This is a genomic window from Deltaproteobacteria bacterium, assembly GCA_020848905.1.
GTDB lineage: Bacteria > Myxococcota_A > Polyangia.
This window is the reverse complement of record JADLHG010000040.1, coordinates 22837-40287: the sequence shown is the minus strand read 5'-3', so window position 1 is coordinate 40287 and position 17451 is coordinate 22837. Positions and strand designations below refer to the sequence as shown.

General features: G+C 70.2%; 14 protein-coding genes. 8 read left to right on the top strand and 6 right to left on the bottom strand.

What is annotated here, in order from left to right:
• The first annotated feature begins 202 nt into the window (after nucleotides 1-202).
• The 3 genes from IT371_16500 to ettA are packed head-to-tail and all read left to right on the top strand — an operon-like array spanning nucleotide 203 to nucleotide 4985.
• Entirely contained in the window at nucleotides 203-2128 is a 1926-nt protein-coding gene (locus IT371_16500) for a HAMP domain-containing histidine kinase (protein ID MCC6749265.1), read from the top strand.
• A gap of 21 nt (nucleotides 2129-2149) precedes the next feature.
• The gene (locus IT371_16495; protein MCC6749264.1) at nucleotides 2150-3274 is read left to right on the top strand and encodes a FecR domain-containing protein; all 1125 of its coding nucleotides are present in this window, start codon (nucleotides 2150-2152) and stop codon (nucleotides 3272-3274) included.
• A gap of 37 nt (nucleotides 3275-3311) precedes the next feature.
• Nucleotides 3312-4985: an energy-dependent translational throttle protein EttA gene (gene ettA, locus IT371_16490; GenBank protein ID MCC6749263.1), complete on the top strand. Its 1674-nt coding sequence runs from the start codon at nucleotides 3312-3314 to the stop codon at nucleotides 4983-4985.
• Between the two features lie 61 nt (nucleotides 4986-5046).
• On the opposite strand, the gene IT371_16485 is transcribed toward ettA, so the two are convergent.
• From IT371_16485 to IT371_16475, 3 genes are read right to left on the bottom strand one after another with little or no spacing between them, the layout of a single operon-like run.
• A complete protein-coding gene (locus IT371_16485; protein ID MCC6749262.1) occupies nucleotides 5047-6180 on the bottom strand; it encodes a glycosyltransferase in 1134 nt (377 codons plus the stop codon).
• Between the two features lie 6 nt (nucleotides 6181-6186).
• Nucleotides 6187-7713: an oligosaccharide flippase family protein gene (locus tag IT371_16480; protein MCC6749261.1), complete on the bottom strand. Its 1527-nt coding sequence runs from the start codon at nucleotides 7711-7713 to the stop codon at nucleotides 6187-6189.
• 7 nt (nucleotides 7714-7720) lie between these two features.
• Nucleotides 7721-8722, bottom strand: a complete 1002-nt coding sequence (locus tag IT371_16475; protein MCC6749260.1) for a methyltransferase domain-containing protein — start codon at nucleotides 8720-8722, stop codon at nucleotides 7721-7723.
• Between the two features lie 169 nt (nucleotides 8723-8891).
• On the opposite strand from IT371_16475, the gene IT371_16470 reads away from it, so the two are divergent.
• Entirely contained in the window at nucleotides 8892-9662 is a 771-nt protein-coding gene (locus tag IT371_16470; GenBank protein MCC6749259.1) for a CDP-alcohol phosphatidyltransferase family protein, read from the top strand.
• 13 nt (nucleotides 9663-9675) lie between these two features.
• Here the strand turns inward: IT371_16470 and IT371_16465 are convergent, their stop codons facing one another.
• Complete coding sequence (locus IT371_16465) at nucleotides 9676-10794, bottom strand: radical SAM protein (protein MCC6749258.1); 1119 nt, start codon at nucleotides 10792-10794, stop codon at nucleotides 9676-9678.
• A gap of 130 nt (nucleotides 10795-10924) precedes the next feature.
• Nucleotides 10925-11563 (bottom strand): hypothetical protein, encoded by a 639-nt coding sequence (locus IT371_16460; GenBank protein MCC6749257.1) that lies wholly within the window; start codon nucleotides 11561-11563, stop codon nucleotides 10925-10927.
• Between the two features lie 159 nt (nucleotides 11564-11722).
• On the opposite strand from IT371_16460, the gene IT371_16455 reads away from it, so the two are divergent.
• From IT371_16455 to IT371_16440, 4 genes are all read left to right on the top strand, one after another.
• Nucleotides 11723-13183: an NCS1 family nucleobase:cation symporter-1 gene (locus IT371_16455; GenBank protein MCC6749256.1), complete on the top strand. Its 1461-nt coding sequence runs from the start codon at nucleotides 11723-11725 to the stop codon at nucleotides 13181-13183.
• A gap of 333 nt (nucleotides 13184-13516) precedes the next feature.
• Nucleotides 13517-14125 carry a hypothetical protein gene (locus IT371_16450; protein MCC6749255.1) on the top strand — a complete coding sequence of 203 codons (609 nt, stop codon included), beginning with the start codon at nucleotides 13517-13519 and terminating at the stop codon, nucleotides 14123-14125.
• 419 nt (nucleotides 14126-14544) lie between these two features.
• Entirely contained in the window at nucleotides 14545-14805 is a 261-nt protein-coding gene (locus IT371_16445) for a hypothetical protein (protein ID MCC6749254.1), read from the top strand.
• Between the two features lie 109 nt (nucleotides 14806-14914).
• Nucleotides 14915-16234, top strand: coding sequence for an ammonium transporter (locus IT371_16440; GenBank protein ID MCC6749253.1), 1320 nt, complete (start codon nucleotides 14915-14917; stop codon nucleotides 16232-16234).
• Between the two features lie 43 nt (nucleotides 16235-16277).
• On the opposite strand, the gene IT371_16435 is transcribed toward IT371_16440, so the two are convergent.
• Nucleotides 16278-17444, bottom strand: coding sequence for an ABC transporter permease (locus IT371_16435; GenBank protein MCC6749252.1), 1167 nt, complete (start codon nucleotides 17442-17444; stop codon nucleotides 16278-16280).
• Nucleotides 17445-17451 lie beyond the last annotated feature (7 nt).

The following is a 17451-nucleotide window of genomic DNA, read 5'->3' as shown; positions in this document are numbered from 1 at the left end:
CGGTCCGTTCGCTTCGCAGGGCGCACGGCCTGCCACGGGCGCTTACGTCGTACAAAAACATAGTGACTTGGCTTACGCAAAAATGCAACAGAAGAAATGATCCGGCTCGGGATCCTGTCGTGCCCCCTCGGGCCCCCGAGGACGCCCGGACCGGCCCCCGGCGCCGGCACAAAAAGTCGCGTTTCCCAACGGCTTTGCGACAATGGGGGCCCAGCCCCTCGCCGGGGCCTCGCTCCAGGTGGACGTGAGATACCCGACCAAAGTCGCCCTCGTGCTCGTCCTGGCCTCCGCACTCCCGGTCGCGGCCTCCGGCCTCGTGACGGCCGGCCTCAGCGGACGTGCCCTGGACGCGGAGATGGATCGCCTGCAGACGGCTCTCGCCGTGCAGACGGCGGCTGCCGCGGGAGGCTGGTTTCGCACCGCCGCGGACGACCTTCGTCGCGTGGCCTCGTACCTCCCTTTCGAGCAGCTCCAGGGGGCGGAGCTCGCCACGGCCCTGCGGCTCCCCTTGCGCCAGCTCGCCTACGTGAACGCGGTGGCGCTCCTCGACCGACGAGGGCGCGCGCTCGTGCCCCCCGCGTACCTGCCCGAGGGAGTTCCGATCGACGCGCCGGACCTGAAGGGGCGCAGGCGCATGCGAGAGGCCGACCTGGCCCGTCTCGCGGCGCACGTTCCTGTCGAGCTCGCCCTCGGCGCCGGTGTGGCCTTCGGGCCGGCGTATCGAGGGAGCGGAGGGGACGGGCGCGTCGTGTGCGCCGTGCGCGTGAGCCTGCCGCGTCGCGGGGAGAGCTGGGTGCTCGCTGCGGAGCTCTCTCTCGACGAGGTGGAGCAGGTTCTCGCCCGAGCGACGGCCGGCGGGCGCACGGCCTACCTTCTCGACCCGACGGGCCGCGTGGTCCTCGCGGCCCCGCGTAGCGCCTCGAATGCTGGGGCCGCCGCACTTCCGGGCGACGCGCCGCGCGGGGCGAGCCGCAGCGGCCACGTGCGTCGCAGCGACGGGCGCGAGGTGCTCGCGAGCCATGCACCCGTGGGGACGGTGGGGTATCGACTGGCGCTCGAGCTACCGCTCCAATCGCTGGCGGCCAATCGCCGTGCGCTCCTCGGCGCGACCTGGATCTGGACCGGGGTCTGTCTGCTCTTCGCCCTCGCCGGCGGGCTGTACCTGGGGCGCGGAGTGGCCCGCCCCGTCGGAGAGCTGGCGCGAGCCGCGCGTCGCGTGGAGAGCGGCGACTACGAGGCGCGGGTTCCGGTCTCGAGCCGGGACGAGGTGGGCCAGCTCGCGTCGGCGTTCAACCAGATGGCGCAGGCCATCCGCGAGTCGATGGGAACCATCACGGCCCAGAAGGACGAGCTGGCGGCCTGGAACGCCGAGCTGAAGACGCGCGTCGAGGAGCGGACCCGCGAGGTGCGCGAGGCGATCGACCAGGTCATCCAGTCGCAGAAGCTCGGCGCGGTGGGCGAGCTCGGCGCGGGCCTGGCCCACGAGCTGAACAACCCGATGACCATCATCTCAGGGCTGAGCCAGATGCTTCTCGCGTCAGCGACCCCCACCGATCCGAACCGCGAGGCGTACGAGGGAATGATCCAGGCCGCCGACCGGACGGCCGAGATCGTCCGCAACCTGCAGCGCTTCAGCGAGACACCGATGGGGCTCGAGCTCCAGCGGCTCGACGTGGCGCGGCTCGTGCGCGAGACCCTGGCCCTCACAGCCGCGCGGCTCGCGGAGGCCAAGGTGGAGCTCAGGCTGGAGGTCGGCCCCGCCTTGCCCGAGGTGCGGGGCAACGCCGCCGAGCTCTCGCAGGTCCTGCTCCACCTGGTGCAGAACGCGGTGCGAGCCATGCCGAAGGGGGGACAGCTCGCGGTGGGGGTGCACGCGGTGGAGGAGGCCGTGGCGATCAAGGTCCTGGACACCGGCCGCGGGATCAGCCCGACGGACCTGGGACGGATCTTCGAGCCCTTCTACGCGCCGGAGAAGACGCGCACCGGGCGGCCCGGTCTCGGACTGTCGGTGGCCAAGCGGATCGTGGACGAGCACCAGGGGCGGATCGTGGTGCGCTCGACGGTGGGGCAGGGGACGGAGTTCACCGTCTTCCTTCCGGGGCTCCGCGGGCAAACCCACCTCTCGTGACGCGGTACTATTGAAGAGAACATGCGGCGGCGGATCCTGGTCTTCGTGGGTGCGGCGGCGGTCCTTCTGACCGTGGGGCTCGTGCTCATCCGTTACGTGGGAGACCCCGCGCGGGAGACGCCGTCGTTGCCGCCGCGCGACCTCGGTGCGCCTCCGCGCGGTGACCTGCGCGCGAGCGACGGCCCGGCTGCCGCGCCACCTCGCGTGCGCCTCGAGGGGATCACCGGGAGCGTGGAGGTCCGCCTCGGGGCCGAGGAGTGGCACGCCGTCCGGAGCGGGAGCGTGCTCGACCGGCAGGGGAGCTTGCGCACGGGCCCGAAGGGGGGCGCGGTGCTCCGCGTCGGCGAAAAGGGGAGGCTCGTCATCGGGCCCTCCTCCGAGCTCTCGGTGCAGGAGCTGAGCGAGGTCTTGCACCACTTCACCCTGGACCGCGGACACCTGAAGGTGGACTACGCCAAGGAAGGCTGGCGCGTGCTGCGCGTGGAGAGCGGCAAGCGCAAGGTCGTGGCGCAGAGCCGGGAGGCGCGCTTCTCGGTCCTCGTCACCGACGAGACGGTGGCGGTGGCGACCGAAACCGGCGTCGTGGACCTGAAGTCAGCCGGGCGCTCGGTACGCGTCCCGGCGGGCCAGCAATCCGTGGTGCAGGGAGAGCAGGCGCCGAGCGAGCCGCTCCCCATCCCCAAAGAGGTGCTGCTCAAGGTGGCCGGGGCCTCGGGCGTGCCGCTCCCCATGAAGCAGCTCTCCGCCACGGTGCGCGGGCACGCGGCTCCCGGCAGCCGCGTGGAGGTGGGCGGTCAGTGGACCACCGTTCGTCCCGACGGGAGCTTCGAGCAGCGGGTGGCGCTTCGGCCCGGAGTCAATCGCGTGCAGGTCGTGACCGAGGACCCGTCGGGGCGCCGGCGGACCGAGGAGGTGGCCTACTACGTCGCGCGCCGCAGCGCCGCCGCGCCGCAGGGCAAGGTGGGCTACGAGCGCGTCTCTCTCGGGGACGGCATCACGCGCATCGTCTACAGCGACGGGAGCGCGTCGTACGAGTTTCGCGGCGGCGGCGTGCGGGGCAAGACGGTCTATCTGGGCGTCTTTCCGACCCTCGAGGAGGCGCGGGCGGCGCGGGCCCGCTTCCTGAAGGAGTCGGCAGGGCCGTGATCGACTCCCGCGCGCTCTGCGGGTACACTCCGCCGCCATGGCACCTCAATACATCTACGTGATGAAGGATCTGCGCAAGGTGGTTCCCCCCTCGCGCGAGATCCTGAAGGGCATCTGGCTCTCGTTCCTGCCGGGAGCGAAGATCGGCGTCATCGGCAACAACGGCGCGGGCAAGAGCACGCTTTTGCGCATCATGGCCGGCGTGGAGAAGGAGTTTCAGGGGGAGGCCTGGCCGGCCAAGGGCGTGCGCGTGGGCTATCTGTCGCAGGAGCCGCAGCTCGACCCCACCAAGACCGTGCTCGGCAACGTCGAGGAGGCGGTGGCCGGGGTGCGGGCGCTCCTCCGCCGCTTCGACGAGGTCAACGCGCGCTTTGGCGAGGCGGATCCCGACGAGATGGAGAAGCTCCTCGAGGAGCAAGGGGAGCTCCAGGATCAGATCGCGGCCGCGAACGGCTGGGACCTGGACCGGACGCTCGAGATCGCGATGGACGCGCTGCGCTGTCCGCCCCCCGAGGCCGAGGTGGCGACCCTCTCCGGTGGAGAGCGGAGGCGCGTGGCCCTCTGTCGGGTCTTGCTCGAGCGACCGGACCTGCTCCTGCTCGACGAGCCGACGAACCATCTGGACGCCGAGTCGGTGGCCTGGTTGGAGCAACACCTGGCCGAGTATCCGGGGACCGTGGTCTCCATCACCCACGACCGGTACTTTCTCGACAACGTGGCCGAGTGGATCCTAGAGCTCGACCGCGGCTCGGGGATCCCGTGGAAGGGGAACTACACCTCGTGGCTCGAGCAGAAGCGCAAGCGGCTCGCCGACGAGGAGAAGCAGGAGTCGGCGCGGCAGAAGATCCTCGCCCGCGAGCTCGAGTGGGTGCGCACCTCGCCGTCCGCGCGGCACGCCAAGAGCAAGGCGCGCCTCGCCCGGTACGAGGAGCTGCTGGCGCAGGGGAGCGAAGGGCGCGACCCCGCGGTGGAGATCACGGTCCCACCCGGGCCGCGACTCGGCGACAACGTGGTGATCGCCGAGGGGCTGTGCAAGGGCTACGGCGACCGCCTGCTCATCGACGACCTGAGCTTCCGTCTGCCGCGAGGCGGCATCGTCGGGGTGATCGGGCCGAACGGCGCCGGCAAGACCACGCTCTTCCGCATGATCACCGGCCAGGAGAAGCCCGACGGCGGGAAGCTCGTCCTCGGGGAGACGGTGCAGCTCGCCTACGTGGACCAGTCGCGGGACGCGCTCGACGGAGACAAGTCGGTCTGGGAGGAGATCTCCGAGGGGCAGGAGGCGCTGGAGCTCGGCAAGCGCAGCGTCCCCTCGCGGGCCTACGTCTCGAGCTTCAACTTCAAGGGGGGCGACCAGCAGAAGCGGGTCAAGGACCTATCGGGGGGCGAGCGCAACCGCGTGCACCTGGCCAAGATGATCAAGCGCGGCGGAAACTTGCTGCTCCTCGACGAGCCGACGAACGACCTGGACGTGGAGACCTTGCGGGCCCTCGAGGACGCGATCCTGCAGTTCCCGGGCTGCGCGGTGATCATCACCCACGACCGGTGGTTTCTGGACCGCGTGGCCACGCACATCCTGGCCTTCGAGGGAGAGAGCCACGTGGAGTGGTTCGAGGGGAACTACCGGGACTACGAGGCGGACCGCAAGAAGCGGCTCGGCGCGGCGGCGGACCAGCCGCATCGCGTCCGATACAAGAAGCTCACGCACTGAGGCGGGGCAGCTGCGTGCGGCCGGCGCTCCGGGCCTGCTCGGCGTCTCCCGACGAGGCGCGCTAGGTCGGGCCTCCCAGCAGCTCGTCGTAGAGCCGCACGAAGTCGCCGGCCACCCGTTCGGCGGAGAAGGCCTGCGTCACGTGGGCCCGGCCGCGCTCCCCCATGGCGTGTCGTAGCTCGCGCGGCGCCCGGATGGCCTCCGCGAGCGCCTCCGCCAGGGCGGCGGTGTTCTCCGACGGAAGCTCCCAGCCGTGGGCGCCGGGGATGACCACGCCGTCGGTGTTCGAAGGCTCGGTGATCAGCATGGGGAGGCCCGAGGCCATCGCCTCCAGCGCTGCGATCGGGGAGGCCTCGGTTCGCGAGGGGAGGAGCCCGAGGTCGGTCGCCCAGAGCAGGCGCTGCATCTCCGCGACGGGGCCGAGCCACTGCACCTGGCCGCCGAGGTCGTGGCGCCAGAGCTTGTAGCGCAGCGTCTCGAGCACGCGGCGGGAGGAGACGCGGCCGGCGAGGAACAGGCGGAAACTCGGCGGCAGTCGCCTCTGCGCGCGCAGCGCCGCGAGGGCCTCGATCACGCCGAGCTGGTTCTTCTGGTCGCAGATGCGGGCGGGCATCAGGGCCATGAAGTCGTCTTCGCCGAGGTCGTAGGTGCGGCGGGCCTCGGCGCGTTCGGCGGGGCTGGGGGGGCGAAAGCGCGCCGTGTCGACCCCGTTCGCGATCACCCGCACGCGCTCGCCCGGCAGGCCGAGCTCCCCGACGAGCAGGCGCCGGATGCTCTCCGAGTGCGCCACGACCTGGTCGCTGAGCGGCCAGAGCAGACGCTCGGCCCTGCGGTAGAAGCCGGACATGTCGTCGAGGTGCACCGAGGTGATGAGCCGTGCCGACGGGGCGAGCTGGCTCGCGAGTCGCCCCCAGAGGTTCCCGTCGTTCAGGTAGCAGTGGATGAGGTCGGGGCGGCAGTCGCGCAGCGCCGTGACGAGGCGGGCGAAGCTGGTCGGCAAGAACCAGAAGCGCCCGAGGGAGTAGGCGGGCTGCCCCGGCGGCGTCTCGGCCCGGTAATGCACGACGGGGCGCAGGACGCAGATCGTCGGCTCGAAGCGCTCCGGCGGGAGGAGGCGGATGAGCTCGAGGAGGTGCCGTTCGGCGCCGCCCTGGGTCAGCGAGGAGATGAGATAGAAGATGCGTGCGGGGGCCATGGGGTTCTACGGGTGTCGGGTTGGAGGCGGTGGTTCGTCGCGTCCGAGGAACCTGCGCACGATCCGCTGCTCCTCGGGGCCGAGCCCGAGGAGCCAGAGCAGCAGACCGTAGGCGACGAGCAGGGTGGCGGTCCCGAGGACCAGGCGAAGCAGGGGCGAAGGGCCGAGATGCGGCGCCAGCCAGGTGACGGCGAGGATCGCCGCGCTGCCGGCGAGGAGCACTCTCCCGAGCGCCCACGAGAAGAGACTCGTGCGCTGGAGCAGGCCGAGCTCGATGGCGTAGAGCGTCTGCACCAGCGTGATGGCGCACGCGGCGGAGGCCGCGGCCCCGAGTGCGCCGTAGCGGGGGATGAAGAGCAGGCAGAGGCCGATGTTCGTCCCGGCGGCGAGCACGTTGTTCAGGAGGCCGAGGTCGGAGCGCCCGGCCATCAGCACCACGTTTCCGCTCATGCCGAGGAGGCTGTTGGCCGAATGCCCGAGGACGAGCAGGACGAGCGGTCCGGCGGCGCCGGCGAAGGTGGGGCCGAAGAGGGCGAGGAGGTCGGCGCGAAAGGCCACGAGGAAGCCCACGAGGGGCATGGTCAGCAGGGCGACCCAGCGGGCCATCAGGTGAACGTTGTAGCGCAGCCGGGCGCGGTCTCCGCGCTCGAGCGCCTCGGCGAAAACGGGGGCGGCCACCGGGTCGAGCGCCGAGCGCGCGTGCGTCACCGCGCGTGCCAGGAGCTCGGCGCCGGCGTAGGTCCCGACGACCTCGTGGCTGACGTAGAAGCCGAGGAGGATGAGGTCCACGCGGTGCAGCAGCGTGTTCAGGAAGTCCGAGAGCGCCATGGGGAAGGAGAAGCGGAGCAGGGGGCCGTGGGGGCGGCGGGTCGCGAGGGCTGTGCGGAACCCTTCCCGGCCAAAGACCTGCCGCACCGCGAGGAGCGCCAGCGTGGCCGTGGCGGCGAGCGCGAGGAGGTGCGCGAGACAGAGGCCGCGCACCCCCGGCAAGAGAAAGGAGAGCGGGATAGTGCAGGCCATGAGGAGGAGCGGCTGGGCGAGCCCCGCGATGAGGAGGTTGTAGCGCTGTACCCGGGCGGCCATGGTGGCCCAGATCGCGACCGCCACGAGTCCCGTGAAGGGGGTGACGGGGGCGAGGAGGCGCAGCGCGGCGTGGGTGTCGGCGGTGCCTTGCAGACGTGCAAGCGGCCCGGAGAAGAGGGCGAGCAGTGCGGCGAGCAGGCCACCTCCGAGGAGGGTGAGCCAGAGCCCCGTCCCGAGCGCCTGGAGCTCGCGCGCGCGCTCCCCGGCCGCGCGGTGCACGGGGATCTGCCGCATGAGCCCCACGTCGGTGCCGAAGACGGAGAGCCGTGCGGCCACGTCCGTGACGCCGAGGCCGGTGGCGTAGGTGCCGTAGGGGCCGGCGCCGTAGAGCCGCGCCGCGAGCGCGTGGTAGGCCATCACGCTCAGCCCGGCGACGACGGCGAGGAGGTTCGTGCCGCTGCCCCGGACGGCTTCCTCGGCGTCCTCGCGGTGCGTGTCCTCGAGCTCCACGGTGGCGCTACGTCAGCCCGCCGCGATAGCTCGCGAGCACTTCCTCATCCGAGATGGGGGACTCCCGTCGCCGGCCGAGGAAGTAGACCCCCGACGCGGCGTCGAGCGCCGTTGGTCGGTCGATGAGCAGCCGGTCGAAGTACTTCAGCCAGAAGGTGGCGGCGCGGCTGTGCGCACGCACCAGCGCCCGGGCCGCCTTGTTGCGGAAGAAGCTGAGCAGGAAGTACTGATAGGTCCAGGCCAGGGCCATCCCCGGGCCGCAGACCGCGCCGCTGTCCAGCTCGTCGAAGGAGCGAAAGAGTCGCCGGTGGCCGACGGGGGTGAAGCGCAGCGAGCAGCTCCGGCTGTGGACCTGCTGCATGAACGGTGTCTCCGCGTAGACCAGCCCGCCCGGCTTGAGGACGCGGTGCGCCTCGGCCACGCAGCGAAAGGGGTCGAGCACCTCGCAGAGGAAGGCCTGCAGCGTCACCGCGTCGAAGCTCTGGTCGGGGAAGGGGAGGTCGTGAGCGTCGCAGACGACCCGCGTGCGCGGGCCGATCGCCAGGTCGGTCTCCACGAGCTCGAGACGCGGGTTGTCGAGGAAGGGCTGCATCCCCTCGCCCGGGATGCGCCCCGCGACCACGAGCACGCGTCGAGGTGCGGCGGGATCGCCCTGCGCGAGCAGCTCGGCAAGGCGGCCGTAGTTTCGGCCCGCGGTGAGGTTCTGGCCGAGCTGGGGGAGACGCAGGTCGAGCTGACGCGCCAGCTCCACCAGGCGCTGCCGCCCCCCCGTGGGCTGTCGCGCGAGTTCCTCTACCGTGAAGACGCTCTTCTCGTCGGCGACGAGGATCGGGATGCCCTCCACGACGGGGAAGATCCGGCCGCACGAGCGTCCCTGACAGACGACCGCCTTCCCCGCGCCGGCGAGCGCCGCGCTGCAGGCCGGGCAGCGGAGCAGTGCGAAGAGCTCGGGCGAGAGGCGCGTCGGCTGTTCGGGGACGCGGGTCCGGGGGGGCGTCTCGACCTCGATGGCGGCGTTCACGGCGACAGGACCTCCTCCGCTCCGTCGGGGAGCGGACGTGGGCGGATACTATTGAATGGGCCCCTGCTCCGCAAGGCGCCACCGACGCGGGGGTTGCTCCGCCAGGAGGCCCCGTGCGAATCTGCGCCCTCCAATCCGTGAAGCGAGCGCCGCCGGCATGACCTCCTCTCCCTCCAAGCCCGCCCGAATCTTCGGGCTCAAAGACATCTTCACCAGCATCAACGCGCTCGGCGGGGTGGTGGCGATCGCCTTCTGCATCGAAGGGAAGGCGCTCTACGCCGGCTACGCCCTGCTCGTGGGCTACGTGCTCGGAGACTCGCTCGACGGCTTCGTGGCGCGCCTGACCAACACCGGCAACCAGTTCGGGGCGCAGTTCGACGCGGCGAGCGACTACCTGGCCCAGTGCATCGCTCCGGCGGGGATCGTTTACCTGGCCTACCGGGACGCGTCCTTCTACGCGGCCGTAGCGCTGGCGTCGGTGCTGGTCCTCGCGGGGACGATCCGCCACGCGCTCTTCGCCGTCGTGCCGAACCGCTACCCGATGGCGTACTTCGGCATGCCGCGCACGGTGTCCTCGTTTCTGGTGATCGCGTTCGTCAACTCGGCGTACATCCCCGCGCACCTGCCCGGGTGGCGCTGGGTCGGAGCCGTGCTGCTCGTCTTCCTGGCCGTGGCGAACCTCTTGCCCATCCCCTTTCGGACCCACCGCGGGCGCAAGCTGAAGACCTGGGTCAAGCCCTTCATCGCGGCCTACTTCGTGACCACCTGCATCACGCTGGTCCTGCGGCCGCGTTACGTCTTCGACCTGACCCTCGTCTGGATGGTGGCCTACTCCTCGGCGTCGTGGCTCGAGATGGAGCGCTCGGAGCGCGCGGCGTTCTGGGACGAGGCGCGCCGGTGGAGGGCGGAGATCCGCGCGGCCAGGTAGAGGCCTCGCGTCCTCAGACCTTCGCCGCGGTCGTCGAGGGGGCTCGAGGCGCGGTGCCGTCGTCGGGAGCTCTCCCGCCCCTGCCGATCGTGCGCGCCAGGTAGCTCGTGGTCTCGTAGAAGAGCTTGCTCGGGTTACGGACGAGGAGCGAGAGCTCCGCGTGGCAGCGCATGTAGCACTGGTCGTGGCAGGGGATGCGCTCGCCGAAGCGCGCCTTGCCGAGCGCCTGCACCGCGCGCAGCGAGCCGACCTCGAGGAGGTTCCCCGCTTTGCCGCCGATCTGCCCCGCCTCGTCGAGCGGACGGCAGGGGAAGCTCACGTTTCCCTCGGGATCGACGCGGGCCGTGAGGGTGGGAAAGCACTGGAAGGGGGTGAACTCGCGCATGTGCTCGTAGTAGATGCGCGCGCCGGAGACGGGCTTGCCGGCGCGCTTGGCGGCGATCAGGCGCTCCATGAAGCGGCGGTAGCGCGGGTTGCCCACGAGCCCCGGATGGGGGCGCACCCCCTGGTTCTGCGGCGAGACCGAGAACTCGGCTCCGTGGGCGAAGCAGAACTCCATCACCGCCTCGGCCTCGTCCACAGTCTCGGGCGTCACGACGCAGTTCACGGTGAGCAGGTACTTCCGACCCGCGCGGTGCCGGGCGTAGTGCGCGATGATGTCGAGGACCTTCTGGGCCGTCCCCTGGCCCACCCCGTAGAGGCGGTCTAGCTTCGCCGTGTCGAGCGAGTCGAGGCTTATCACCACGTTGTCCACGGCATCCAGCACGCGCTCGCGCCGCGGGAGCAGCAGGCCGTTCGTGTTCAGGCTCAGGTACGCGAAGTCCAGGCTCCGGGCGTGCAGGCAGAGCTCCTCGATGTCGTTCCGCAGGAGGGGCTCGCCGCCGGTCAGGTAGAGCACGTCGCAGTCCTTGCGGATGACCTCCATGATCCGCTCGGCCTGGTCGGTGCTGGCCTGCTTGTCCTTCACCAGGTGGTTCAGGTCCGCCGAGAAGTGCTCGCAGTAGCTGCAGCGGAAGTTGCACATCGAGGTGACGTAGTAGGTCGCCACCATCGTGTCGAGGGTGTGCTTCGAGCCGAGCGCCGCCTGGGCGATGTTCTTGAAGTAGGCGCGCGCGAGATTCCCGGCCTTCATGAAACACCCTCGCTACGAGCCGGACGGTAGGCACGTCCGGGAGCGCAGGCTAGCAAAGAAGCCAAGGAGCGGGTAGCGGGAAGGAAACCCGGTATCCGAGGGGCGGTGGCGCTGGATCAGCGGCCGCGGGTCAGCGGCAGTACATGCAGCCGAGGATCCGGTCGTCCACCGTGCGGGCCAGGTTGAAGGGGTGCACGGTCTTGCCGCACCGCGGACAGGTCACGGGCTTCTCGGTCGCCGGGCGAGACGAGCTGCTCGCCGAGCGCGGACGTTCGTCGTCGCGGGCATCGTCGCTCCGGACGGTGCGCGGGGCGGGGCGCACCTCCTCGCGCGGCGCGCGCGGGGGAGGGGGCGGCGCCTCGATGACGGGCGGCGGCACGCACGCCAGCACGCGCCGGCGTTCGGCGAAGAGCACCTCCATCTTCGTGGGCGGGTAGAGCAGGCCGAGCACGTAGCCCTCGGCAAAGGTGGGATGCCCGACGTAGTCGCCGGCGGCGAAGCTCTCGGTCGCGCGGTAGGTCCGCACGGCGGCCTCTCCCCGCTCGGCGAGAACGCGGCCGAGGTCCACGGCGGTGGCGGCGAGGATGGCCTCGCTCTTGTCGCACTGCAGCTCGTAGACCCCGATGCTGCCGCACGCGCCGCACTTCAGGTGTCCGAAGCGGCCCCGGTGCACGAGCTCGTGAGACACCGAGGCCTGGCAGGCGGGGCAGAGCGTGGTGAAAGACGGCTTGGTCTTGGGCTTGGGGGTCTTGGTTGTCGCTGGGGGCACTGATGACTCGAGCGTTGAGCTCCTGCACTCTGGGTCATGCGGGGGGGCATGTCAAGGACCATCCCCGGCGCGCGCGTGCGGCCGGCGTGGGTTTACAGCGGAGAAGCTCGCGGAGTAGCTTCGCGCTCCACCGCGAGGTGAGGCCGAGGAGGAGCCCCGATGGAGAGCTCGCTCAGCAACGAAGATCTGGCGCCCGTCCCCGCGCACAAGCGGACCTGGTCGCTCTGGAGCATCGCCGCGCTCTGGGTCGGGATGGCGATCTGCATTCCGACCTACACCCTCGCTTCGAGCCTGGTCGACAAAGGGTGGTCCTGGACCGCGGCCGTGCTGTCGGTCGCGCTCGGGAACCTCGTCGTGCTCGTGCCGATGGTGCTGAACGGGCACGCTGGCACGCGCTACGGCATCCCCTTCCCCGTGCTCGTGCGGGCCTCCTTCGGCGTGCTCGGCTCGAACGTCCCCGCGCTGATGCGCGCCGTCGTGGCCTGCGGCTGGTTCGGCATCCAGACCTGGATCGGCGGCTCGGCGATCTACGAGATCGCCCGCGCCCTGCACCCGAGCCCCGTCGGGCTCCCGCAGGTGCTCCCCGCCTGGCTGGGGGTCGGGACCGGCCCCTTCCTCTGCTTCCTCATCTTCTGGGCCATGAACGTCGCGATCATCGTGCGCGGCATGGAGTCCATCCGCGTGTTCGAGAACTGGTCGGCGCCCTTTCTCCTGGCCGTGGGGGTGGCGCTCTTCGCCTGGGCCTGGCACGCCGTGGGAGACCTCGGCCCGATCCTGGCCACGAAGCCCGACGCGTCGCGGACCGGCTTCGGCGCCATCCTCGGCGCGGGCCTCACCAGCGCCGTGGCCTTCTGGGGGACGCTCGCACTCAACATCCCCGACTTCTCGCGCTACGCGCGCAGCCAGCGCGACCAGCTCATCGGGCAGGCCATCGGCCTTCCGCCCACCATGACCATGTTCGCCTTCATCGGCGCCGCGGTGACGAACGCCACCGCCATCGTTTTCGGCAAGCGCATCTCCGACCCGGTGCAGCTCCTCGCGCGCATCGGCGGCCCGCTCACCCGCGTGATCTCCATGGTGGCCCTGCTCGTGGCCACGCTCACCACGAACCTGGCCGCCAACGTGGTCTCGCCGGCAAACGACCTGGCCAACCTGAGCCCACGGCGCATCTCCTTCCGCCGCGGCGCCCTCATCACCGCCGTGATCGGCATCCTCATGCTTCCCTGGAAGCTCTACAACGACGCCGGGCAGTACCTCTTCACCTGGCTCCTCGGCTACGGCGCGATGCTGGGCTCCGTCGGTGGCGTGATGATCGCCGACTACTTCTTCATCCGCCGGAAGCAGCTCAAGCTGGACGACCTCTACCGCCGCGGGGGCGTCTACGAGTACCGCCGGGGCTTCAACACGGTGGCGCTGGTCGCCCTGGCCGCGGGGATCGCGCCCAATGTGCCCGGCTTCCTCGGCGCGCTCGGCGTGCTCGAGGTCGCGCCCCTCTTCGCGACTATCTACGAGTGGGCCTGGTTCGTGGCCTTCTTCCTGGCGGGGGCGGTGTATCTGGCGGGGATGCACCTTCTGGCCCCGGCCCTCGTGGCCGACGCGCAACGGCTGGTCGCGCCGTAGACGGTGGTCGGGCAAGAGCCGCGCGCAGGAGGGAGCGAGGACGGCGATTCGCCGTTGACAGGTGGCGGATAGCTGGTCAGACTTAACGCCGTCTACTCGTTCTGCGATGTTTGGGGGCATCGCAGATTCCTTTCTTGGGGGAAATCCGTTGGGCTGTCATTTCTCGCTCGCCGCAATTGCTGTTCTCAGTGCCCGTCTTGCGGGCCCCTTGCCCCCCCCCCCCTGCGTTTTCGGTCTTCCCTAGTCGCACTCGCTCGGCAGCGGCACGGCGCGTCTAGGGACCAACCCTGGGGGCGACGGCGTTGTCCTCAGGAGCTCAGAGAGGAGGAGGATATGCGACGGTATCTGGTTGTGGGGATGTGGTGCGCGCTCTTGGGCGCGGTCGCGCAGGCCTGCGCGGACCCGTCCAGCCCCGGGGGAGGCCCCGGGGCGGGGACGACGATCGATCCAGGGACGACAGGGAAACGGGTGAGAGGCCTCGCGTCGCGCGCCGATGATGGCCGCACGATCCTCTTCTTCAGCGAGGCCGCAGATCTCTCGAAGCACCTGCAAGAAACACTGGCTGGCGTGGAGCGGGATGAGCTGTGGGTGCGCGCGGAGGTGCCCACGGAGCTCCTGCCCCCCGCTGGTGCTCGGCTCACCGTCGACCTGGCCACCGATCAGAAGGTCGTGCTCGTCATGCGGCGACCCTGGGCCCTGCTCATGAGCAGCGGCGTTGAGTACAAGACGCTGACCTTGGCGCCAAGACCTGGACTGACCACGGGTGACCTCATCATCAGAGGTCCAGCGGCGGCCGGTGACCCCATGGGCAAGCCGGGCGCCTGGTCCTTCGCCTTCAACGCGACCTACACGGGCCCCGTCACTCTGGGCGGGAAGCTCGTGCCGAAGACCAACGCAAGAACGGAATTCGGCGCCGTGTACGACAACGCGGTCGAGAACTAGGGGGGCTACGCCATGCACAAGATTCGCGCGTTGGGTCGCCGGCTCACCGGCAGGCCTCGGATGATCGTGTACCTCGTGATCGCGGGACTGACGTGCTGGTCCGCGGCGGCAGGGGCTGCCTACTACTTCATGGGCTGGGCTGACAAGTACTTCGTGGGAACGATATTCGCCGACATCAAGGAGGGGAGCAATACCGGTGGCACGTATGGGGAGTACAACGGCCCCGACAAGGCCTGGGCGACCATTGGCATACAGACGCGTGCTGGGCAGGCCAACGCCGTGTCACGCGCGAGCTTCTACATTCGTGACCGGAGCACCACGAAGTGCGGCACGCTCCATGCGGCACGCTCCATGTCGTGTTCTCACGCTATCACCTGTACAATGCTGGACCGATCTTCGCAGAGGGATCGACCTGTCCAGTGTTCCAATCCAACTACGACCTAGACGGTACGCCCGTGGAGCTGGTGCGATACACCTGTGAGTTCCCGAATGGTCCCGCCGATCAGTACCTAGCGACGCAGTTCATGGAGATCAGTCACGCTGGGGCGAGCGAGTATCTGCCACCGTCGGGTGACGTCAGGTGGCAATACCTGACACGGATGTGGAGCACTTGGGGCGTCCCGGGGGACACGGGGCACTCCGAGAGCTGGAGCTGCTTCGGCATCTACTGGACGACCTAGGTCCTTCCATCGAGGGCCGAGAGCTCTCGGTCTGCTCGCCTTGGGCCCTCGTGGACCCTTTCCGCGCCGCCTCGTGACACCCCGCGTAACTTCTGCTGTACTGCGCGGCATGAACGACCGACTCCCACGCTTTTCCGACGGGCCGAGGTGGCTCGGCGGGGTCCTCGGGCTCCTCGTGCTCTTCGCACCGGTGCTCGCCTTCGCCGACGCGGCGCCGAAAAACGACAGCGGTGACACGGCCTGGATGCTGGTCTCCTCGGCCTTCGTGCTCTTCATGACCCCCGGGCTCGCGCTCTTCTACGGGGGGATGGTGCACAAGCGGAACGTCCTCTCCACCTTCATGTTCGTGCACTTCGCGCTCGCGCTGATCACCTTGCAGTGGGTGCTCTGCGGCTACTCGCTGGCCTTCGGCACGAGCCACGGCGGCTTCATCGGAGGGGGTGACTTTCTGCTCCTCCGCGGCGTGACGGGAGATCCGAAGGGCTCCGTGCCGCACCTGGCCTTCATGGCCTTCCAGATGAAGTTCGCCATCATCACGCCGGCCCTCATCGCCGGGGCCTTCGTGGAGCGGATGAAGTTCTCGGCCTACGTGCTCTTCACGCTCCTCTGGACCACGCTAGTCTACGACCCGGTCGCGCACTGGACCTGGGCCGAGGGGGGCTGGCTCTTCAAGCTCGGGGTGCTCGACTTCGCCGGGGGCACCGTGGTGCACCTCACGGCCGGCATCGCGGCGCTCGTCTGCGCCATCGTCGTGGGACGGCGCCGAGGCTATCCGCGGCAGAAGGCGCCGCCCCACAACCTGACCATGACCGTCACCGGGGGCGGGCTTCTCTGGTTCGGCTGGTTCGGCTTCAACGCCGGCTCGGCCCTCGCCGCCAACGGCATCGCCGCGCTCGCCTTCTGCACCACCCACGTCTCGGCCGGCACCGCGGCGCTGGCCTGGGTCTCGGCCGAGTGGCTGCACCGCAAGCGGCCGACCATGCTCGGCTTCGTCTCGGGGCTCGTGGCCGGGCTGGTGGCGATCACCCCCGCCGCGGGCTTCGTGAGCGTCGCCTCCTCGACGATCTTCGGGCTGCTCGCCGGCCTCGCCTGCTACGGAGCCGTGGTGCTCAAGGAGCGACTGCACTACGACGACTCGCTCGACGCGTTCGGCGTCCACGGCGTGGGCGGGATCCTGGGCGCGCTCCTCACGGGGGTCTTCGCGCAGAAGCAGCTCAACCCGGCCGGCCAGAACGGGCTCCTCCACGGCAATCCGCGGCAGCTCGGGCTGCAGGCCCTCGGCGTGGGCGCGGCGGGCCTCTACAGCGCGGCGCTGACCTTCGTCTTGCTCAAGCTCACCGACAAGGTGATCGGCCTCCGTGTGACCCCCGACGAGGAGCGCGAAGGGCTCGACGTGACCCAGCACGGGGAGTCGGGCTACGTGATGTAGCCGCCGCCCCGCGAGTCCTGGGCGCGCTCGTCGTGCCGGACCGCTACCCCCGCATGGCCTGGATCGGCGAGATGCGCGCGGCACGCAGCGCGGGCAGAAAGCCGCCGAGGAGGCCCATCCCCGCCGCGGCGAGTCCGGCCGTGACGAGGATCTGCGGCGTGGGCGTGAGCGAGAAGACGATCTCGGACCAGCTCGCGAAGTTCATCATGGAGAAGCGCACGAAGCGGAGCGTCATGGCCGCGAGCGTGCCGAGCGCGCCCCCCACGAGCGACAGGAGCAGCCCCTCGACGAGGAAGGAGGAGAGGACCGAGAGCCGCGAGAAGCCGAGCGCCCGCAGCGTGCCGATCTCGCGCTGCCGGTCGGCCACCGAGGCGTACATGGTGATCATGGCCCCGATCATGGCTCCGATGGAGAAGAAGACCGCGATCACCGCGCCCATCACCGTGATGAAGAGCGAGGTCCCCTCGGACTGCTTCTCGTAGTAGGCGGACTGCCGCATCGCGATCAGCCCGAGCCGCTTGTCCTGCTCCGCGTAGGCCTCGAACCCCTCGAAGGCGGCCGCCGACTCGAGGCGCACGTGCACGGCCGAGACCAGCCCGTCCCGCCCGAAGGACTGGCGGAGCGTGTTCAGGTCGGCCCAGACCTCGGACTCGTGCGAGGAGCCGCCGTCCTCGAAGACCCCCACCACTGTGGCCGGCTTGTTCTTGCGCAGCTCGAACGACTGGCCGAGGTCGATCCCCTTGAAGCGCCCCCGGATGCGCGTGCCGATGATCACCTCGCTCGTGCCGGGGCGTGCGGGACGCCCGGCGACGATGCGCACCTCGGGCCGGAACTTCATCACCTGGTCGGGGACTCCGCGGGCCTGCACGTTCGAGACCCCCTCGCCGCCGACCTTGTCCATCGCCAGCACCACCACGAGCTCGCCCACGCCGAGGGGCAATCCCCCTTCGCCCTTCTTCACCCCGGGGCCGGCCAGGATCAGCCCCACCGTGGGGTCCTCGATCGAGCTCATCATCTCGGTGTCGCTCCCCTTGCGCAGGACGACCGCCACGTCGGCCCGCCCGGCGCTGCCGAGGGTGTGCTTGATCCCCGCCGAGAGCATGAGCGCCGAGGCCAGCACGAAGACCACGAGCGCGATACCGAGCGCCGCCGCGATGGTCGTGGTGCGTCGCACCGCCAGGCTTCGCACGTTGTAGGAGAGTGGAATCATCGTCCTG

Coding starts and splice junctions, on each gene's coding strand:
- IT371_16500 (MCC6749265.1), top strand. CDS start 203: ATGGGGGCCCAGCCCCTCGCCGGGGCCTCGCTCCAGGTGGACGTGAGA.
- IT371_16440 (MCC6749253.1), top strand. CDS start 14,915: ATGAACGACCGACTCCCACGCTTTTCCGACGGGCCGAGGTGGCTCGGC.
- IT371_16465 (MCC6749258.1), bottom strand. CDS start 10,794: ATGAAGGCCGGGAATCTCGCGCGCGCCTACTTCAAGAACATCGCCCAG.
- IT371_16495 (MCC6749264.1), top strand. CDS start 2,150: ATGCGGCGGCGGATCCTGGTCTTCGTGGGTGCGGCGGCGGTCCTTCTG.
- IT371_16455 (MCC6749256.1), top strand. CDS start 11,723: ATGGAGAGCTCGCTCAGCAACGAAGATCTGGCGCCCGTCCCCGCGCAC.
- ettA (MCC6749263.1), top strand. CDS start 3,312: ATGGCACCTCAATACATCTACGTGATGAAGGATCTGCGCAAGGTGGTT.
- IT371_16470 (MCC6749259.1), top strand. CDS start 8,892: ATGACCTCCTCTCCCTCCAAGCCCGCCCGAATCTTCGGGCTCAAAGAC.
- IT371_16450 (MCC6749255.1), top strand. CDS start 13,517: ATGCGACGGTATCTGGTTGTGGGGATGTGGTGCGCGCTCTTGGGCGCG.
- IT371_16485 (MCC6749262.1), bottom strand. CDS start 6,180: ATGGCCCCCGCACGCATCTTCTATCTCATCTCCTCGCTGACCCAGGGC.
- IT371_16435 (MCC6749252.1), bottom strand. CDS start 17,444: ATGATTCCACTCTCCTACAACGTGCGAAGCCTGGCGGTGCGACGCACC.